The 17,058-nt window shown below is 37.2% G+C and carries 14 protein-coding genes; 6 read left to right on the forward strand and 8 right to left on the reverse strand.

What is annotated here, in order from left to right:
- Window positions 1–107: 107 nt before the first annotated feature.
- The 6 genes from EMTOL_RS11810 to EMTOL_RS11835 all read left to right on the forward strand — a co-directional run bounded on the left by EMTOL_RS11810 (window position 108) and on the right by EMTOL_RS11835 (window position 7,099).
- Window positions 108–737: a ribonuclease H1 domain-containing protein gene (locus EMTOL_RS11810; protein WP_015029520.1), complete on the forward strand. Its 630-nt coding sequence runs from the start codon at window positions 108–110 to the stop codon at window positions 735–737.
- Between the two features lie 68 nt (window positions 738–805).
- On the forward strand, window positions 806–1,516 hold the full coding sequence (locus tag EMTOL_RS11815) for a tRNA1(Val) (adenine(37)-N6)-methyltransferase (RefSeq protein WP_015029521.1): 711 nt from the start codon (window positions 806–808) through the stop codon (window positions 1,514–1,516).
- Window positions 1,517–1,601: 85 nt separating this feature from the next.
- Window positions 1,602–2,576 (forward strand): glycosyltransferase family 2 protein, encoded by a 975-nt coding sequence (locus EMTOL_RS11820; protein ID WP_015029522.1) that lies wholly within the window; start codon window positions 1,602–1,604, stop codon window positions 2,574–2,576.
- A 44-nt stretch (window positions 2,577–2,620) separates the two neighbouring features.
- Window positions 2,621–4,951 (forward strand): penicillin-binding protein 1A, encoded by a 2,331-nt coding sequence (locus EMTOL_RS11825; protein ID WP_015029523.1) that lies wholly within the window; start codon window positions 2,621–2,623, stop codon window positions 4,949–4,951.
- Entirely contained in the window at window positions 4,948–6,135 is a 1,188-nt protein-coding gene (locus EMTOL_RS11830) for an MFS transporter (RefSeq protein WP_015029524.1), read from the forward strand. Before EMTOL_RS11825 ends, EMTOL_RS11830 begins: the two co-directional genes overlap by 4 nt.
- A gap of 49 nt (window positions 6,136–6,184) precedes the next feature.
- Window positions 6,185–7,099: a YihY/virulence factor BrkB family protein gene (locus tag EMTOL_RS11835; protein ID WP_015029525.1), complete on the forward strand. Its 915-nt coding sequence runs from the start codon at window positions 6,185–6,187 to the stop codon at window positions 7,097–7,099.
- A 116-nt stretch (window positions 7,100–7,215) separates the two neighbouring features.
- On the opposite strand, the gene dapA is transcribed toward EMTOL_RS11835, so the two are convergent.
- The 8 genes from dapA to rhaM form a co-directional block, all read right to left on the reverse strand.
- Window positions 7,216–8,100: a 4-hydroxy-tetrahydrodipicolinate synthase gene (gene dapA / locus EMTOL_RS11840; RefSeq protein ID WP_015029526.1), complete on the reverse strand. Its 885-nt coding sequence runs from the start codon at window positions 8,098–8,100 to the stop codon at window positions 7,216–7,218.
- A gap of 158 nt (window positions 8,101–8,258) precedes the next feature.
- Window positions 8,259–9,533 carry a serine hydrolase domain-containing protein gene (locus EMTOL_RS11845; RefSeq protein WP_015029527.1) on the reverse strand — a complete coding sequence of 425 codons (1,275 nt, stop codon included), beginning with the start codon at window positions 9,531–9,533 and terminating at the stop codon, window positions 8,259–8,261.
- A gap of 107 nt (window positions 9,534–9,640) precedes the next feature.
- Complete coding sequence (locus EMTOL_RS11850; protein ID WP_015029528.1) at window positions 9,641–10,075, reverse strand: nuclear transport factor 2 family protein; 435 nt, start codon at window positions 10,073–10,075, stop codon at window positions 9,641–9,643.
- Window positions 10,076–10,110: 35 nt separating this feature from the next.
- The gene (locus tag EMTOL_RS11855) at window positions 10,111–11,403 is read right to left on the reverse strand and encodes an MFS transporter (protein ID WP_015029529.1); all 1,293 of its coding nucleotides are present in this window, start codon (window positions 11,401–11,403) and stop codon (window positions 10,111–10,113) included.
- A gap of 90 nt (window positions 11,404–11,493) precedes the next feature.
- On the reverse strand, window positions 11,494–12,894 hold the full coding sequence (uxaC, locus tag EMTOL_RS11860) for a glucuronate isomerase (RefSeq protein ID WP_015029530.1): 1,401 nt from the start codon (window positions 12,892–12,894) through the stop codon (window positions 11,494–11,496).
- Window positions 12,895–13,131: 237 nt separating this feature from the next.
- The gene (locus EMTOL_RS11865; protein WP_041694095.1) at window positions 13,132–15,042 is read right to left on the reverse strand and encodes a glycoside hydrolase family 88 protein; all 1,911 of its coding nucleotides are present in this window, start codon (window positions 15,040–15,042) and stop codon (window positions 13,132–13,134) included.
- Between the two features lie 165 nt (window positions 15,043–15,207).
- Window positions 15,208–16,560: a glycoside hydrolase family 88/105 protein gene (locus EMTOL_RS11870; protein ID WP_015029532.1), complete on the reverse strand. Its 1,353-nt coding sequence runs from the start codon at window positions 16,558–16,560 to the stop codon at window positions 15,208–15,210.
- 11 nt (window positions 16,561–16,571) lie between these two features.
- On the reverse strand, window positions 16,572–16,886 hold the full coding sequence (gene rhaM / locus EMTOL_RS11875; protein ID WP_015029533.1) for an L-rhamnose mutarotase: 315 nt from the start codon (window positions 16,884–16,886) through the stop codon (window positions 16,572–16,574).
- Between the last annotated feature and the right edge of the window lie 172 nt (window positions 16,887–17,058).

Consider the following 17,058-nt stretch of genomic DNA (forward strand, 5'->3'; position numbering starts at 1 on the left):
TAAATTATAGCCTTTTCTCTCTCGTAGAGAAAAGGCTTTTTTATGAAATAGAAATTTTACTATACGAAAATGCCTCCGAAACCCACAAAAATCTGCAATTTTGCAAAATGGCAAAGAAACAAAAATTTTATACCGTCTGGGAAGGAAGGAATAAGGGCGTTTTTGACTCTTGGGATGAATGCAAGAAACAAGTAGAGGGCGTACAAGGAGCAAAGTACAAGGCCTTTGATTCGAAGACTGAAGCCGTTAAAGCTTTAGAAGAGAATTATTGGAAATACGTACAAAATGCTGAGCAAAAACAAACAAAGATTCCTAAATCAGCATTTCCGCCACCAATGCTTGAGTCTATTGTGGTAGATGCAGCTTGGAATTCGGTCAAAAAAGATATGGAATACCAAGGTTTTTATTTAAGAACGAAAGAACGAATATTTCATAAGGGGCCATTTCCGCAAGCTACAAATAATATTGGAGAGTTTTTGGCAATCGTACATGCCTTGGCGTTTCTGAAAAAGCAAAACTCTAACCTGCCTATTTATTCAGATTCTCGAACAGCTATTAGTTGGGTGAAAAATAAAAAAGCCAATACCAAACTCGATGAAGCTACCGGAAACCCAGAGATTTTTGATTTGCTTGAAAGGGCTGAAAAATGGTTGAAAGATAATACTTACCCAAATAAAGTTTTAAAATGGGAAACTGATTATTGGGGCGAAAATCCAGCCGATTTTGGAAGGAAGTGAGAGGTTTGAATGATCAAATGTCAAATCACTCATGATTTATATCTTCTTTCTAATATTTTAATAAAAAGATGCCTAAAAATTCATTTACATTTAAGCAATTTACTGTTTATCAAGACCAATGTGGCATGAAAGTGTGCACAGACGCTTGTATTTTTGGAGCTTCGATTGATACTAAAAATGCTCAAAGGATATTAGATATAGGTACAGGAACTGGACTATTATCGCTGATGTTGGCACAACGTACAGATGCAAAAATAGATGCTGTAGAGATAGATGAAAGTGCTTACCAGCAGGCGATTAGCAACGTTGAGAAAAGTAATTTCGGTCAAAAAATTTCTGTTTTTCATCAAAAAATTCAAGATTTTGAGTCATCTTTTCGCTATGATTTAATCATTTCTAATCCGCCATTTTATCAAAAATCATTAAAGTCAGCCGATGCCCAAACGAATAAAGCATTACATGCCGTTGAACTGAGTTTAGAAGAGTTGGTGGACGTTGTAATTCGCTTACTCAACCCAAATGGTCAATTTATTGTCTTATTACCACCTTTTGAGATTGAAAAATTGATTCAATTTGCACAAAAAAAAGGATTATATTTGTCAAAAAAAATCATGATTCGGCATAATGCTTCGAAGCCAGTTTTCAGAGTGATTGCTACGTTTTCTAATACTCAGATACAAGATATAGAAGAATCGACGTTAGTAATTCACGAAGAAGATATGAAGAATTATTCCGCCGAATTTAGAGAACTTTTAAAAGATTATTATTTAATATTCTAAAAACCATTCCCTAAACCTTTCTCGCAGGAAAGACTTTCAAATTTCTCTAAAACAAATGAGGAATGAAAAAGGGTAATTATTTCGAATGAACCAACCACTGCAAATATCAATTGTTATTCCTCTTTTCAACGAAGCAGAATCTTTACCCGAACTCCATGATTGGATTGTTCGTGTGATGACCACCCATCAGTTTTCTTACGAAATTTTGTTTGTAGATGATGGTAGTACAGATGAATCTTGGAGTGTTATTAGGCATCTTTCGGCCAATAATAAGGCAGTAAGAGGATTTAAGTTTACAAGAAACTACGGTAAAACTGCGGCATTGCAAACAGCCTTTATCAATACAAAAGGCGAGGTAGTAATAACTATGGATGCTGATTTGCAGGATAGTCCAGATGAAATACCCGAACTTTATCGAATGATTAAAGAAGAAGGGTATGATTTGGTTTCGGGTTGGAAAAAGAAGCGTTATGACCCAATCACCAAAACTTTACCAACTAAGTTATTCAATGGCGTTTCTCGTTGGGTTTCTGGGGTTCATCTACATGATTTTAATTGTGGTTTGAAAGCCTATAAATCGAGGGTGGTTAAGAGTATCACGATTTATGGTGAAATGCACCGAAATATACCGATTATTGCCAAATGGAATGGTTTCAAGAAAATCGGGGAGAAAGTTGTGCAGCATCAAGCTCGCAAATACGGTACTACAAAATTTGGTCTCGAACGTTTTATTTTTGGCTTTCTTGACTTGCTCACCGTAGCATTTGTGAATAAGTTTGGTCGCCGTCCAATGCATTTTTTTGGAACTATGGGGGTTTTATCTTTTTTAATAGGTAGCCTAATGGCCATGTATTTAATTTTCGAAAAGCTTTATAATATTAACCAAGGCCTTCGTTATAGAAATGTGACCGATAATCCACTTTTCTTCTTTGCATTGTTGGCAATAGTTATTGGCTCTCAACTTTTTTTAGCAGGTTTTATTGGGGAGCTTTTCGTCAAACAAAATTTTAAAAAAGATGAATACTTAATTGAAGAAAAAGTAGGCGTCACTGAAGAATAACACAAACTTTTCATACAATACCAACAAACACTAACCCAACAAAAATGAAGTTTCCTTTTTTTGAACTGGCAGCTGGAAAATATCGAAATATAATCAGTAATATTTGGAAATTTACTGGTTTTTCAATGATTGTTTTTATAATCTACCTGATTGCCGTTAACTTTAATTTATTTTGGTTATTTGGTAAAATGCCAAGTTTAGAAGATATTGATAATCCGAAGAGCGATGTTGCTTCCGAAATAATTTCTTCTGATGGAAAGGTTCTAGGTAAATTTTTCTACGAAAATCGTAGTCCGATTGAATTTAATGAACTTTCACCAAATATTGTTAACGCATTGGTTGCTACTGAAGATGTGCGTTTTACCGTGCACTCGGGTATTGATGCTCGTAGTACCTTACGTGTAGTAACTGGTATTTTTACTGGTCAACGCAAGGGCGGTGGAAGTACGTTATCTCAGCAATTAGCTAAAAACCTTTTTAGACTTCGAGAAGATGATTTTTATAAAGGTCCGCTCTATAGTGTTCCTGGAATTAGACAGTTGCTAATCAAAACTAAAGAGTGGATTACTGCCATTAAATTGGAGCGTAGATATACGAAGCAGGAGATTATGGAGAAATATCTCAATACGGTTGAGTTTAGTAGTGGAGCATATGGAATAAAATCAGCAGCGAAAACCTATTTCAAGAAAGAACCAAGTGAGCTTAGTTTAGAGGAAGCAGCAGTTTTGGTAGGAATGTGTCAGAATCCTTCAAGATTTAATCCTAAGTTTCACCCTGTCGCTTCAAAAGAGCGTAGAAATATTGTGTTTGACCAAATGGTAAAATACAATAAAATATCGCTTGAACAGGCTGAGAGTTTAAAAGATAAAACGATTGTCTTGAATTATTCGCCAGAAAGCCATAATTCGGGGCCAGCTCCATATTTCCGTCAGTTTTTAAAGGATTGGCTAAAAACCGAAATAGTAAAAGAAGGCTATGAAGCAGATGATATTTATACAAAAGGGTTCAAGATTTACACAACCATTGATTCGCACATGCAAGCTTATGCCGAAGAAGCTTTGCGTGAAAACATGAAAGACCAACAGAAGAAGTTTTATGCTCACTGGAAAGGAAAGGGAAATCCTTGGGTCTTAGAATCTAAAACAAGAGAAGGAAGGTATGAAGAAATACCAAATTATATTGAAAATATTGCTAAAACCTCTCCACGTTTTCGTGAGCTAAAAGTAGAATACGATGGCGATTTGGATAAGGTTTGGCGTGATATGAATAAGAAAACAAAAATGAGGGTGTTTACATGGGCAGGTGAGCGTGATACACTGCTTTCTCCTATGGATTCTATTCGCCACTATAAATTTTTCTTGCATTCAAGCTTCTTAGCCATGGACCCTCGTAATGGGCAGATTAAGGCTTGGGTAGGCGGTATCAATTACAAACATTTTAAATACGACCACGTTTATCAAGGTAAACGTCAGCCGGGTTCAACTTTCAAGCCATTCGTTTACTGTACGGCCATTGATAATGGTTTTTCTACTTGTGAGCATGTAACAGATCAACCGATTACAATTCAGGTTCCAGGGGGGAGTTGGACTCCTAAAAACTCCGATGGAAAATATTCATATCGCTCTATGACTCTCCGTCAGGCTTTGGGACAATCTATCAATACTGTGAGTGCTTATTTGATTAATCAGTTTAAAGCAGAAAACGTAATTAAATATGCTCATAAGCTAGGCATTAAAAGTGATTTACCTGAGGTACCTGCCATCTGTTTGGGTATTGGAGATGTATCTTTATATGAATTAATGGCTGGTTATTGTGTTTTTGCGAATCAAGGAAAATATACTGAGCCACTTTTTGTAACTAAAATTACGGATAAAAATGGCGAAGTAATAAAAGAGTATTACTCTGATAGTAAGGAAGTTATCAGCCAAGAAACCGCCTATAAAATGATTCACCTGATGCGTGGTGCTACGCAGCCAGGTGGTACCGCAGCAGGGTTAGGACGTTATGGCGTATTAGATGGCAATGAGGTGGCCGCTAAAACAGGAACAACCTCAAACTTCTCGGATGGCTGGTTTATGGGTATTACACCAACACTTGTTGCAGGTGGCTGGACGGGTGGCGACGACCCAACTATTCACTTCCGTGATATAAATCTTGGGCAAGGAGCGAGGCTCTCTATGCCAACTTGGGGGGCGTTTTTCCAACGTGTATATGCTGATAAAACTCTTGAATATAAGAAAGGTTCGTTTTTGAAGCCCTCAACTGTTTCAATATCTGGCGATTGTGTATTTACTGCGGGAGAAGGTGCCTATATTGATTCAACTCAAAAATATACACCTCCAACGGCAAAACCTGCCGATGATGAGTTGTTATGATAAAAAATAGACCCTCATATCTCTTAGTTGTACTGGTTTTTGCTCAATTTGCAGGTACTACGCTTTGGCTTTCGGGGAATGCCGTTTCTGCACAACTTGAAGCTGAGTTAGGTTTAAAACTTGGTGGCTGGTTGACATCTGCTGTACAAATGGGTTTTATTTTGGGTACTTTGCTCAATGCTATCTTTGCTGTACCCGAACGGGTACTTAGCTCGAGACTCTTTGTCTATTCGGCTCTTTTAGGAGCATTGGCCAATATTAGTATAACAATTTTACCATTTAATACACCAGTAGTACTAATCAGTCGATTGCTTACGGGTATGTTTTTGGCAGGCATTTATCCGATAGGAATGAAAATAGCGGCCGATTGGTATGGCAAGGATTTGAGCCGTGCCATGGGGTATTTGGTAGGGGCACTGGTCTTAGGTAAGGCATTTCCGTATTTATTGAAAGGTCTTAGCTTTGAATGGCCTTGGCGAGCGTTTTTATATTACATAAGTTTAATTGCACTTTTTGGGGGATTATTACTGTGGGTTCTTCTGCCTGATAAACCATTGCCCTCGCAACATAATCAGTTTTCAATTAAGGCTTTAGGAGCGATATTTAAGTTGCCTGAACTTCGAGCGGCTGCTTTTGGTTATTTCGGACACATGTGGGAGCTGTATGCTTTTTGGGCGTTTGTACCTGCTATCTGGAAAACCTACCTGCATTATCATCCAGAAATTTCGTTTAATGTATATATCGCTACATTTGGCGTTATTGTAGTTGGCTTTTTAGGGTGTTGGCTTGGAGGGTTAGTGGCTTTGAGGATTGGAAGTGGAAAAGTAGCTTTGGTGCAATTATTAATCTCAGGTATTTGTTGTTTACTATTGCCCATTTTCGGGGGGGCTTCTATGGCTATCTTTGCTTTACTAATGTTTGTTTGGGGAGTTTCGGTAGTGGGTGATTCGCCGCAATTTTCTACCTTAGTTTCTCGTTTTGCTTTACCTGAACGCCGAGGAAGTATCATTACTCTCGTAACAAGTATAGGCTTTGCTATAACGATATTCTCTATTCAATTGATTGATTTTCTCCTTGAATTATACCCATACGATTTTCGAATATTTTGGGTGCTATGTTTAGGTCCTATCTTTGGAATATGGTCGAGCTATCGGAAATTTGCGAGTAATAGAAGCAATTTATGAGTTTTTGTGAGTAAAATTCTGCATATTTGCGTAAAAAACACTACTTTTCTTGAAAAGAGCAATTAAATTCTTACAAAATATTTATTTATGGGATACAACAGTTTCGCTGTATCATGTATTGAAAATCTTATGGAAAAAAATCGTAACTTTCGATATTGACCAGCGTGCTGCTTCCGTATCTTATAGTTTTTTATTAGCGGTTTTCCCTGGTGTAATCTTCTTATTTACGCTTATTCCATTTGTACCGATTGAGAATCTTGATGGTCTTATCATGAATTTTCTCCGTGATGCCATGCCACGGGGTATCTACGAAAATACCTCCAATACAATTCAAGACATTGTTAGTCGCCGACGCAGTGATGTACTATCATTTGGTTTTTTCTTTACTGTTTTTGCAGCAACTAATGGGATGATGGCTCTTATGCGAGCGTTTAATATGGCATTACAAGTTCGGGAAAAGCGTAGTTATTTGAAAGCTAGATTGATTGCTTTGTTCCTAACGGTACTTTTGATAGTAGTCTTAATTTCGGCTATCGTAGTATTGATTGTCGGTACAATTGTACTAGATTTTCTCTTCGATAAAGGTATTCTTAATGAAGATTTCAACTTTTACTTGCTTCAAATTATTCGATATGGAGGTATTTTTTTGATTTTCTTTTTGGGGATTTGTGTGATATACTATTTTGCACCTGCGGTTCATAAACGCTTAAGGTTTTTCAATTTTGGTGCATTTATAGCTTCAATTTTGGGTATTTTAGTTACTAATTTATTCTCTTTTTATTTAGCTAATTTCAACTCTTACAATAAGCTTTATGGTTCAATAGGAACACTTATCGCTCTTATGGTTTGGATTTATTTGGTTGCCTTAATCTTAATTTTAGGTTTCGAAATCAATATTTCAGTAAGAGATGCACTATTATTTCATGGCTCAAAAAAAGAAAAAAATACACCAGAAAATTCTTAGTTCTGCTTAATATTTCTATTAACTCATTATAAGGATTTTAGATTGAAAGCAAAAAAGAACAGGTGTCTGAGCGAAGCCGAAGACACCTGTTCTTTTTTATTCTAAATAGAAATCAATCACTGCCAAAAACCTTCGGCAATCATCGCTTTAGTAAGTTTTACTCCGAGTTCTGAAGAGGCTTTTACTAATGGTAAGCGTACTTCAGAGCTACAAATTCCTTTAATCTCGCAACATTTCTTAATACCCACAGGATTTGACTCAACGTATAAAAGAGTATCAAAATCAACAAATCTTTGCTGAATAGCTGCTGCTTTCTTGAAATCACCATTGAGGGCTGCCCAAGTCATTTCTCCAAATTCTTTTGGAAAAGCATTGGCAATTACTGAAATCACACCGCTGAAGCCCATGCTCACAGAGGTTGTCACTAGGTTATCATCACCAGAAAGCAATAAGAAATCTTTTGGACAACGCTTACTTAATTCAATGGCATTTTCAATGCTACTTGCATCTTTTATACCAATAATATTAGGGTGCTTTGCCAATTCTAGTACAGTAGGGATTTGTATGTGCGTAACTGTGCGTCCGGGTACATTATACAATAATACGGGCACTGGTGAGGCATCGGCGATAGCCGTAAAGTGAGCAATAAGACCCGCCTGAGAAGGTTTATTGTAATATGGGCAAACTGAAAGAATAGCTGTTACGCCGCTCAAATCAGTATTTTTTATAGTCTCAAGTACAACTTTAGTGTTGTTTCCTCCTAGACCATATACAATTGGTAAATTCTTTTTATTATGTTCTTTTGCAAATTTCAGTAAATCTGCTTTTTCTTGTGCAGTGGTAGTTGAGGTTTCGCCAGTTGTACCTTGTACAACAAGATAATCTACACCTCCATCAGAAGTAAAATCAATTAATCGACGGAAGCCGTCATAGTCAATTTCGTGGTTTTGGTCAAAGGGTGTAATCAATGCTACACCTACTCCTTTCAATGGATGTTCCATTATTTTAATTTTAAATTTTCGAGCTGTAAAATTCGGTAGAAAATTGTATTTAAGAAAGATTATTGCTCGAAAAGTTTGTGTTAAATATTAATTTATTTGTTTTCGTCATTGAATCTTGCTTAACTAATAAAGCCTTCAATGATGATGTTTTTATTAGATTATAACATTGATTGATATACTAATATTCTAAACTTACGCACTATTTCAGAATAGTGAGCATAAGGATGAACATTAGTATAAACTAGCATAATTGTTTCTTCTTTAGGGTCAATTGTATATTCTGAGCAGTACATGCCACCCCAAGTTAATGAGCCTGGGGTCGCATTATCGCCATAATGTGATTCTGGCGAAATAATTTGCAAACCTAAACCAAATTTATCTTGACGGTCCCACACAAAACTTTCTCCTATTTGATTGCGTCCCATCATTTCTACGGTTGAACGAGCTAATAAACGTTTGCCATTAAACTCGCCCTTATTCATTATAAATTGACAAATTTTGGCATAATCTTCAATGGTACTTAATAGACCTGCTCCACCAGAAAAATAGGTTTTCGCTCCAGAAATAGCGTATTTTCTGTAAGTATCGTTTGTGTGAAGTGTAAGTTTATCTTCTGTACTTCCTTTAGAATAAAGTTCAACTAAGCGAGACGCTTTCGCATCAGGCAAATAGAAATAGGTATCGTTCATGCCTAAAGGCTCAAGAACTTTTTTACGCAAATACTCATCAAACGACATCCCAGAAAGTACTTCAATTAGACGGCCAATAATATCAGTGTTTAAGCCGTAAACGAATTGCGTACCGGGGTCGGCTACGAGTGGTCGTGCAGCAATTTTATCAACAACGTCTTTTAAAATATCTTTTTCGGTTGAACAAAAGAAAGGCACTTTGAATTCGGGCAAGTCTTGAAGGGCATGTTCGTATGGAATGCCAGCTGAATGGCTGAGGAGTTGACGAATAGTTATTTCAGATTTTGCTGGACGAGTAATATACTTGCTTCTATCTTTTTCGTCATAGCTTACTAATACGCGTGGATTTTTAAATGCTGGAATATATTTAGAAATAGGTTCATCTAAAAAAAATTTCCCTTCCTCAAAAAGCATTAAGAGCCCAACCGTTGTGATGAGTTTTGATTGTGAAGCGATTCTGAAAATATCATCTTTTTTTACCGGAATTTTGTTTTCTAAATTGCTGTATCCGAAGGCTTTATAATGTACAATCTTTCCTTTTTTTGCAATAAAAGTAACAATATTTGGAGCAATACCTTTATCTACCACACTCTGAAAGTGAGCATCTAAATACTTTAATCGTTCGCTCGAAAAGCCTACTTCTTCAGGCGTTTTAGAGAATGTAAACGATTGTGGTACTTGGGCTTTTATACCTGTAATTAGGAATAAAAATATAAATGAAAGGAGAATAGATAGGTTTTTCATAGGGGAATTCTGTTCGGGGTGCTGTTTTTACAAATATAATAAAAAAGTTGCCTGTGGTTTTACAGGCAACTTCATTTTATGGACAAGTCTGGAGACTTGTGCTACATTTAATTAGCGAGTTTCAATGATTGCCAAGTATTTAATTGCCAACCTTTTTTGCCATTTTTTGTATATACAACAGTGTATCTTAGTGGTAAAATGCTTGGTTTACCACTGGCAGTTCCTTGAGTGATAGTAACCCTTCCGTTAACTACGGCCGTTTTGCCATAATCACGAACCATAATTTCTTCTACATCAATTTTATCATAAACGCTTTTCCCATCTTTGATAGATTGAATGTATGATTGTTTGCTATCTTGTTTACCGCTTGAATGTGTGTAAACCAAGTCATCGGCAAAGACTTTTTCAAGAAAATCAAAATCTTTCGATACTTGTGCTGCAAAACGCTTGCGTTCGAGAGCTTCCACATCAGCTTTGGTATTTTGAGCCAAAGCAGCTTGTCCGAAAATGAGCGAAAAAGCTATAATTAATATTTTTTTCATTCGATTATGAATAGTTTGATAGAATACAATACATATCAAAGATTTACTTTACTCATTTTTGGCACTAATAAGTGCATAATAAGCCAAGCCAAAAGGTAAGCTCCTGCACAAATCGCAAACATGATGTAATAGGCTGTTTCGATTTGGTTGATGCTTCTGTAATACACAAACATATTTTTCTGAACAGCCCAACTTAGTAAAATTCCACCTAAACCCCCAGCCATGCCACCAATACCAACTACCGAAGCTGTAGCTTTTTTCGGGAACATATCAGATACTGTGGTAAAGATGTTTGCACTCCATGCTTGGTGAGCAGAGGCCGCGATTCCGATTACGAGGACAGCCAACCACATATTAACTTGCCCTGCCATTTGTGAAAAAATTACTGGAATTACAAATAAAGCAAAAATAAACATCGACGTTTTACGAGCTTTAAAAACAGGCATACCACGGTTGATAAGTGCCATTGGTAAATATCCACCACCGATACTGCCAACTGTAGAGATTATATAAACTACCGCAACAGGAATAGAAATTTCGATGAGCGAAAGTTTGTATTGACTTTGAAGAAAATCTGGTAACCAGAATAGATAAAACCACCAAATTGGGTCACTAAGGAATTTACCTAATGCAAAAGCCCATGTTTGGCGGAAACCCAAAAGTTTTATCCAAGGCACTTTCTCTTCATTTGGTGCTGGTTGTTCGTCATCTTTGTCAGAGTGAATATAATCGTATTCGGTTTTGCTTAATTTCTTTGAATCTTGAGGTGTAGTATAATATAATTGCCATAAAACTAACCAAATAAAGCCGATAAGACCAGTTAGAATAAATGCCCACTGCCAACCCCAAACCACGGCAATAACTGGAACGGATAGAGGAGCAATAATAGCACCGATATTTGTACCAGAGTTGAAGATACCCGTTGCCAAAGCTCTTTCTTTTCTTGGAAACCACTCAGCAGTTGTTTTAATAGCCGCAGGGAAGTTTCCAGCTTCAGTAACTCCTAAAAATGCACGAGCAATCATAAATCCGAAAGCAGAATTAGCAAATGCATGACCAATAGCCGCCAAACTCCACAAACCAGTAGCCCAAGCATAACCTTTTTTGGTGCCGAGTTTATCAACTACACCACCTGCTATGAGCATCCCGAATGAATAAAATAATTTGAAAGCAATTTCGATGTTAGCGTAATCACCGTCGTCCCATTTAAGTTCTGTTGTAAGAACTGATTTTAATAAGCTAATCACCTGTCTATCAAGGTAATTGACTGTTGTTGCAAAAAACACCAGAGCACAGATGGTCCAGCGATACTTACCGATTTTTTCCATGATTTGTTTTAGGGTTGAATATTTTAGCTGTTAGCCATTGGAAATAGCTTTTAGCTTGATATTTAATGAACTCATTCCAACAGCTAATTTTTAGAATCCAAAATAATCTTTTGCGTTGTTATAGCAAATATTCTGAACTATTTGGCCTGTCCATTTAATATCGTTTGGAATTTCGCCGTTTTCGATGTCATTTCCAAGGATATTACATAAAATTCTACGGAAATACTCATGGCGAGGGAATGATAAGAAACTTCTTGAGTCGGTTAACATACCAATAAATCGACTCAAAAGACCCATATTCGAAAGAGCATTGATTTGTTTTTCCATGCCATCTTTTTGGTCAAGGAACCACCAACCCGAGCCAAATTGAACTTTTCCTGCAATAGAACCATCATTAAAGTTACCAATCATAGTGGCAATTACTTCATTATCGGCAGGATTTAAGTTATAAATGATTGTTTTGGCTAGTTGATTATATTCATCTAAGCGACCTAAGAACTTCGAAAGCGAAACGGCTTGAGAATAATCTCCGATTGAGTCCCAACCAGTATCTGGACCTAAAATTCTCAATGCACGAGTATTATTGTTGCGTAATGCTCCCAAGTGAAATTGTTGTGTCCAACCCAATTCGTGGTACATTACACCCAAAGCATGCAAGATGGCCGATTTGAATATGATGGCTTCTTCTGCACTTACGCCTTTGCCTGAAATTGCTTTTTTGAAAGCTGAATCAGCTTGTTCGGGTGTAAAGTCTGCTGCGTAAATTTGCTCTAAACCGTGGTCACAGAGTTGACAACCGTTGCTCGCAAAGAAATCAGCACGTGTACGAAGGGCTTTCAATAAAGCTTCGTAAGAGTTGATTTCCATATTCACGATAGTACCTAATTTTTGTACGAAAGTTGAGAAATTAGGGTTTTCTATTAATATAAACTTATCTGGACGAAACGCTGGCAACATTTTGATTTTTGCTGAAGTATCTTTATGATAAGCTTGATGGAATTCGAGTGTATCGAGTGGGTCATCAGTGGTACAAACCACTTCCACATTCATTTTACCTAAAAGGTTTCTTACCGAATATTCAGGCGATTGAATTTTAGCCGTACAGTCATCATAAATTTGTTTGGCTGTAGCAGGACTTAATACATCCTGAATACCGAAATATCGTTGAAGCTCTAAGTGTGTCCAATGGTATAATGGATTTCGGAGTGTATAAGGTACAGTTTCTGCCCATTTTTCGAATTTTTCGTAGTCAGTCGCGTCTCCAGTGCAGAATCTTTCGTTGATTCCATTGGTACGCATCGCTCTCCATTTGTAATGGTCGCCGTAGAGCCAAACCTGAGTAATATTACCAAAAACTTTATCACCCAAAATTTGGTCAGGTGGTAAGTGATTATGGTAATCAATGATAGGCATATCTTTAGCATACTCGTGGTAGAGTGTGCGTGCTGTCTTTGTTTGTAGTAGAAAATCCTCGTCTAAAAACTTCTTCATTCTTTTTTTTGACTATACGTTGTTTGATTTAGCAAAACTATTGAGTTTATTTTATTTATTCTGCCATAATATTTCTTTTTTTAATACTATTTTGATAAAGGTATTTAGTAAATGTGATTTTATCATCATTTTATACTTTTCATACCCTTTTGCAGAAACAAAAATTTGACAACTCTATCAACCGTTCACGGATAAAAGTTGTCAAATCTGAGTGAAGTGTTCAATCTTTTAGAATAACTATTTTACTCCCAAAGCCCATTTGGCTAAATCTTTGGCGGCACTAAAGTTTTCGTAAATGATTGGAATTCGACGTCCGTCAGTATATTCATTGTATAACCAAGGGTCTCCAACGATAAATACACTGCCTTTACCAACTTTGGCCGTTGCAATGATATTATCGCCACCTTCGCTTACAATTGTTTTGGCAGGAGCGTGTACATTGAGTGTTACTAATTCTTTGATATAAACTAATTTAGTATTTTTGAAAACAGGATTTCCCGCAGGAATATCTACACGGCCTTGTTCCCATTTGGTGCCTTGCACCATGTTTCTGCTTTTGTTCGTAAACTCAACGCCAAAGGCTTTTGCAAGTTCATTAAAGTGAGGTATTTCACAGTTAGCTGTATCATTGGCCATCATGATGAGTGTTCCACCTGTTTTCACCCAGTCAGAAATAACTTTAATATCTGATTTTTGAACAAAATTCGGTTTTGCTGTCTCTTTTTTAGTGTCGGGGTCAACGATGATGTAAACATTTACATCTTTCAAATTCGCCGCCGTCGGTGCGGCCGAAATCGTTTTAAGTTTTGCTCCTAACTCTTGGAAGATTTGTCCCCAAACCCAAAAACCTGAGTGCATACGGTCATCCCAAGTATAGTGGAAAGATTCTTGATTCCCATTCAAATCTTTTCTGAACTCATTATTGAAGTAATTATCAACTGCTACGGTCTTGCCTTTACCGAGTGAATTTTCTGCCGCAATTTCCATTTCTACACTTGCAAAAATAAATGGCCCAAGACCCTTTAAGTCATTCTTGCGGATAGGCTCACTTAGATAATATTCGTAGCTACCATCACGGTAAGGAGTGCCGCCTAAGCCGCCAACACTTACGGTTTTGTTTAAACTAATAGTGCCATCAGCTTCTTTTTCTACAAACTCTTTCAACATTCCTGCGTAGCCTTTTTTAGCTGCGGCTAAATAGGTAGCTGGCAAATATCCTTTACGCACACCTTTGGCGAGGGTATAAACAAACATGGCTGAGCCTGATGCTTCTAAATAATTGCCTTTGCGAGTGCCAAGAGCTATCATCTGATACCAAACGCCCGACTTAGGGTCTTGGTATTTAATCAAAGCAGGAGCAAGTCGTTGAAGATATTTAATCAAATTAGCTCTTTCAGGGTGATTTTCAGGGAAATAATCAAGCACATCAACTAAAGCCATGGCGTACCAACCAATGGCTCTGCTCCAGAAGTGTGGAGATAAACCCGTTTTTTTATCAGCCCATTTCTGTTCTTTACTTTCGTCGTATCCATGATACACCAAGCCAGTTTTGGCATCAACGGCGTATTTTTCAATCAAGGCAAATTGCTTAGCAATATCATTGAAATGCTCAGGTTTATTAAAAATCTTGCTGTATTCAGCGGCAAAAGGTTCGCACATAAAAAGGCCATCGAGCCACATTTGGAATGGGTAACGCTTTTTGTGCCAATATCCACCATCATTGGTTTTGGGTTGATTTTCAATTTGTTTCCAAAGTAAATCAGCTGCTTTCTGATACTTTTCTTTATCGGGTTGAGATTGTTGGGCAAGCATTAATAACGCACGTCCAGTTGGAATGTTATCAAGATTGAATTCATCGTATTTGTAGGTGCGAATACTTCCATCTTTTTGTATGTAACGGTCTAAATCATGGCGGATATACTCAAAATATTTGCCATCTCCCGTGCGATACCACACTTTTTCGAGAGCTTTTAGCATTAAACCTTGCTCATAGTCCCAACCTGCGGGTTTCCCTTCTTTTACCGCAATCGAATCTTTATGGCGACTCATAAATGATTCTGCCATCCAGACGGAGTATGTTTGCCCCCAAACTCCCAAAGGCAAGTTAAGAGCAAGTAATAAATAGAAAAATAGCTTTTTAGTGTTCATATTTGATTGAAATTTTGAATTCTTTGTTGAATAGAGATATAACTTACACAAAATCTTAAAAAATTGGTGGCTGAGCGTTGTCGGAGCCTCAATTTCGGGCGTTTCGGCTATGCTCAATAACCCCAAATGACAGTTTTAGCTATTTTATATAAGTCGAAAGAAAAATTATTTGGTCAACATTATCGCACTATCATTCAATGCAAACTTGTATTTTTTTATAAGATTAATGATTTCTGCACCCGCAAAAATTGCTGGGCCATAGCCATGTGCTGCATACACGTTGACAGGGCGATAGTAATAAAATGCTGGTTCGAAGCTCATACCTGTACCTACACATACCCCTTCTACTTGTCCTTTTTCGGTAACTTTGGTTGCTACCGCATTCCAGCCCAATAGTGCCATTGGGCCATAAGTTGCAGCATCGAGCCAACCTTCGTTAATTCCTTTCGCAATACAATAGGTATAGATGGCAGTTGCTGAGGTTTCTAAATAGGAGTCATTTTTATCTAATAATTGATGCCAAAAACCTGTACCTGTTTGGTAAGATGCCAAGCCCTTTGCATGAGCTTTGTATAAAGCTAAAATTTCTGCACGACCTTTATAATCTTTCGGGAGAATATCTAATACTTCAACCATTGTCAAGATTGCCCAACCATTAGCTCTTCCCCAGTGAAATTCGGGATGAGTTTCCATGCTTTCTACCCAACCGTGCATAAAGATGCCTAAATCTTTATTGAACATTCGCTTAGAAAAAAGTTGAATTTGTTTTACGGCATCATCATAATATTTGGTATTACCCGTAAGTTTTCCCATTTGTGCTAAGGCTGGTACGCCCATAAACATATCATCGAGCCAAAGCGTATTTTTTAGAGGACGATTACGTGCCAATGTTCCATCAGCCAAACGATATTCCTTTGTGAAAATATAGTTGAGATAATTATCAATCAATGGACGAATATTCTCTTTCACCAAACCATCACGCATGGCTTTTATCATTGAAACCGACATAGCTCCGCAATCATCTAAGGCATGAGGGGCAATGATTTGGCGAAGTGGCATACCTGAACTAACAGGAAATTTAGCTATGATAATTGGTGTAAGTTCAGCCAAGAAATTGAGGCGTTGCGTTGTATATTGTGCAAAACGAGGGTCGCCAGTGGCCTTACTTGCTGCTAACATCGCCGCATAAGTTACACCCCATTCGTAGCTTGTCAGACTAAAATCTCCACGATAAACGGTTGCGTTTGTGTCAATCTTAGTATAATCCTTGATTTCTTCCTTGGTTACTTTATTAATTACCTTCGTTGGTGTAGCCGCCTCTAAATACGTGTGAATACGATTTAATACTTGGGTAACATCTTCTACTTTTGGACTTCCATAAGGGGTTGGATAATCAGGTTTGGCTGTATGCAGAGCCTCTGAATGTAAGGTAGAAGCAGGTGCTTGAACTTGTGCAAAAACCAAATTCGATAAAAAATATGCCGCTATAATGAGCGATTTTTGAAGTAATTTAAACATTAGGGTATTAATTAAGCTAAATAAAAAACATCTTTTAGATCAATACTGATAGGGGAATTGTCGGGGTTAGTATCCATAATGTCGGCCATGTATGCCCACCAACGCTTCGTGACGGGGTTATGAGGAATTTGATTGAATTTTTCTAAATCTTCAACCTTTAGTGTGCCAAACAAAATATTAGTTTCTTCATCTAAAAAAATCGAATAGTCGCTTACGGTGGCATCTTTCAATACCTGACCGAGTTCTGGCCATAATTCATCATGGCGTCGTTTGTATTCTTCTGCTTGTCCAGCATGAAGTTTCATTTTAAATCCTAAGCGGTGCATATTTTTAATGAATGAATTTGAAATTTATTTTTATTTAATTGCCGTCTGCTTAAGTTGGCGGTTAGTATTGAAATGAAACAGACTTACTTTTTAGCTATATCGGAACGCCGAAGCGACCCATTTGTTTCTATTTATTATCCGTCTGCTTTAGCTGACGGTAATGAAATTATCA

The organism is Emticicia oligotrophica DSM 17448, assembly GCF_000263195.1.
Classification (GTDB): Bacteria; Bacteroidota; Bacteroidia; order Cytophagales; family Spirosomataceae; genus Emticicia; species Emticicia oligotrophica.

Excerpts from the sequence above, each read along its gene's own strand:
- EMTOL_RS11810 (WP_015029520.1), top strand. The coding sequence starts at position 108 with ATGGCAAAGAAACAAAAATTTTATACCGTCTGGGAAGGAAGGAATAAG.
- EMTOL_RS11815 (WP_015029521.1), top strand. The coding sequence starts at position 806 with ATGCCTAAAAATTCATTTACATTTAAGCAATTTACTGTTTATCAAGAC.
- EMTOL_RS11820 (WP_015029522.1), top strand. The coding sequence starts at position 1,602 with ATGAACCAACCACTGCAAATATCAATTGTTATTCCTCTTTTCAACGAA.
- EMTOL_RS11825 (WP_015029523.1), top strand. The coding sequence starts at position 2,621 with ATGAAGTTTCCTTTTTTTGAACTGGCAGCTGGAAAATATCGAAATATA.
- EMTOL_RS11830 (WP_015029524.1), top strand. The coding sequence starts at position 4,948 with ATGATAAAAAATAGACCCTCATATCTCTTAGTTGTACTGGTTTTTGCT.
- dapA (WP_015029526.1), bottom strand. The coding sequence starts at position 8,100 with ATGGAACATCCATTGAAAGGAGTAGGTGTAGCATTGATTACACCCTTT.
- EMTOL_RS11845 (WP_015029527.1), bottom strand. The coding sequence starts at position 9,533 with ATGAAAAACCTATCTATTCTCCTTTCATTTATATTTTTATTCCTAATT.
- EMTOL_RS11850 (WP_015029528.1), bottom strand. The coding sequence starts at position 10,075 with ATGAAAAAAATATTAATTATAGCTTTTTCGCTCATTTTCGGACAAGCT.
- EMTOL_RS11855 (WP_015029529.1), bottom strand. The coding sequence starts at position 11,403 with ATGGAAAAAATCGGTAAGTATCGCTGGACCATCTGTGCTCTGGTGTTT.
- uxaC (WP_015029530.1), bottom strand. The coding sequence starts at position 12,894 with ATGAAGAAGTTTTTAGACGAGGATTTTCTACTACAAACAAAGACAGCA.
- EMTOL_RS11865 (WP_041694095.1), bottom strand. The coding sequence starts at position 15,042 with ATGAACACTAAAAAGCTATTTTTCTATTTATTACTTGCTCTTAACTTG.
- EMTOL_RS11870 (WP_015029532.1), bottom strand. The coding sequence starts at position 16,560 with ATGTTTAAATTACTTCAAAAATCGCTCATTATAGCGGCATATTTTTTA.
- rhaM (WP_015029533.1), bottom strand. The coding sequence starts at position 16,886 with ATGCACCGCTTAGGATTTAAAATGAAACTTCATGCTGGACAAGCAGAA.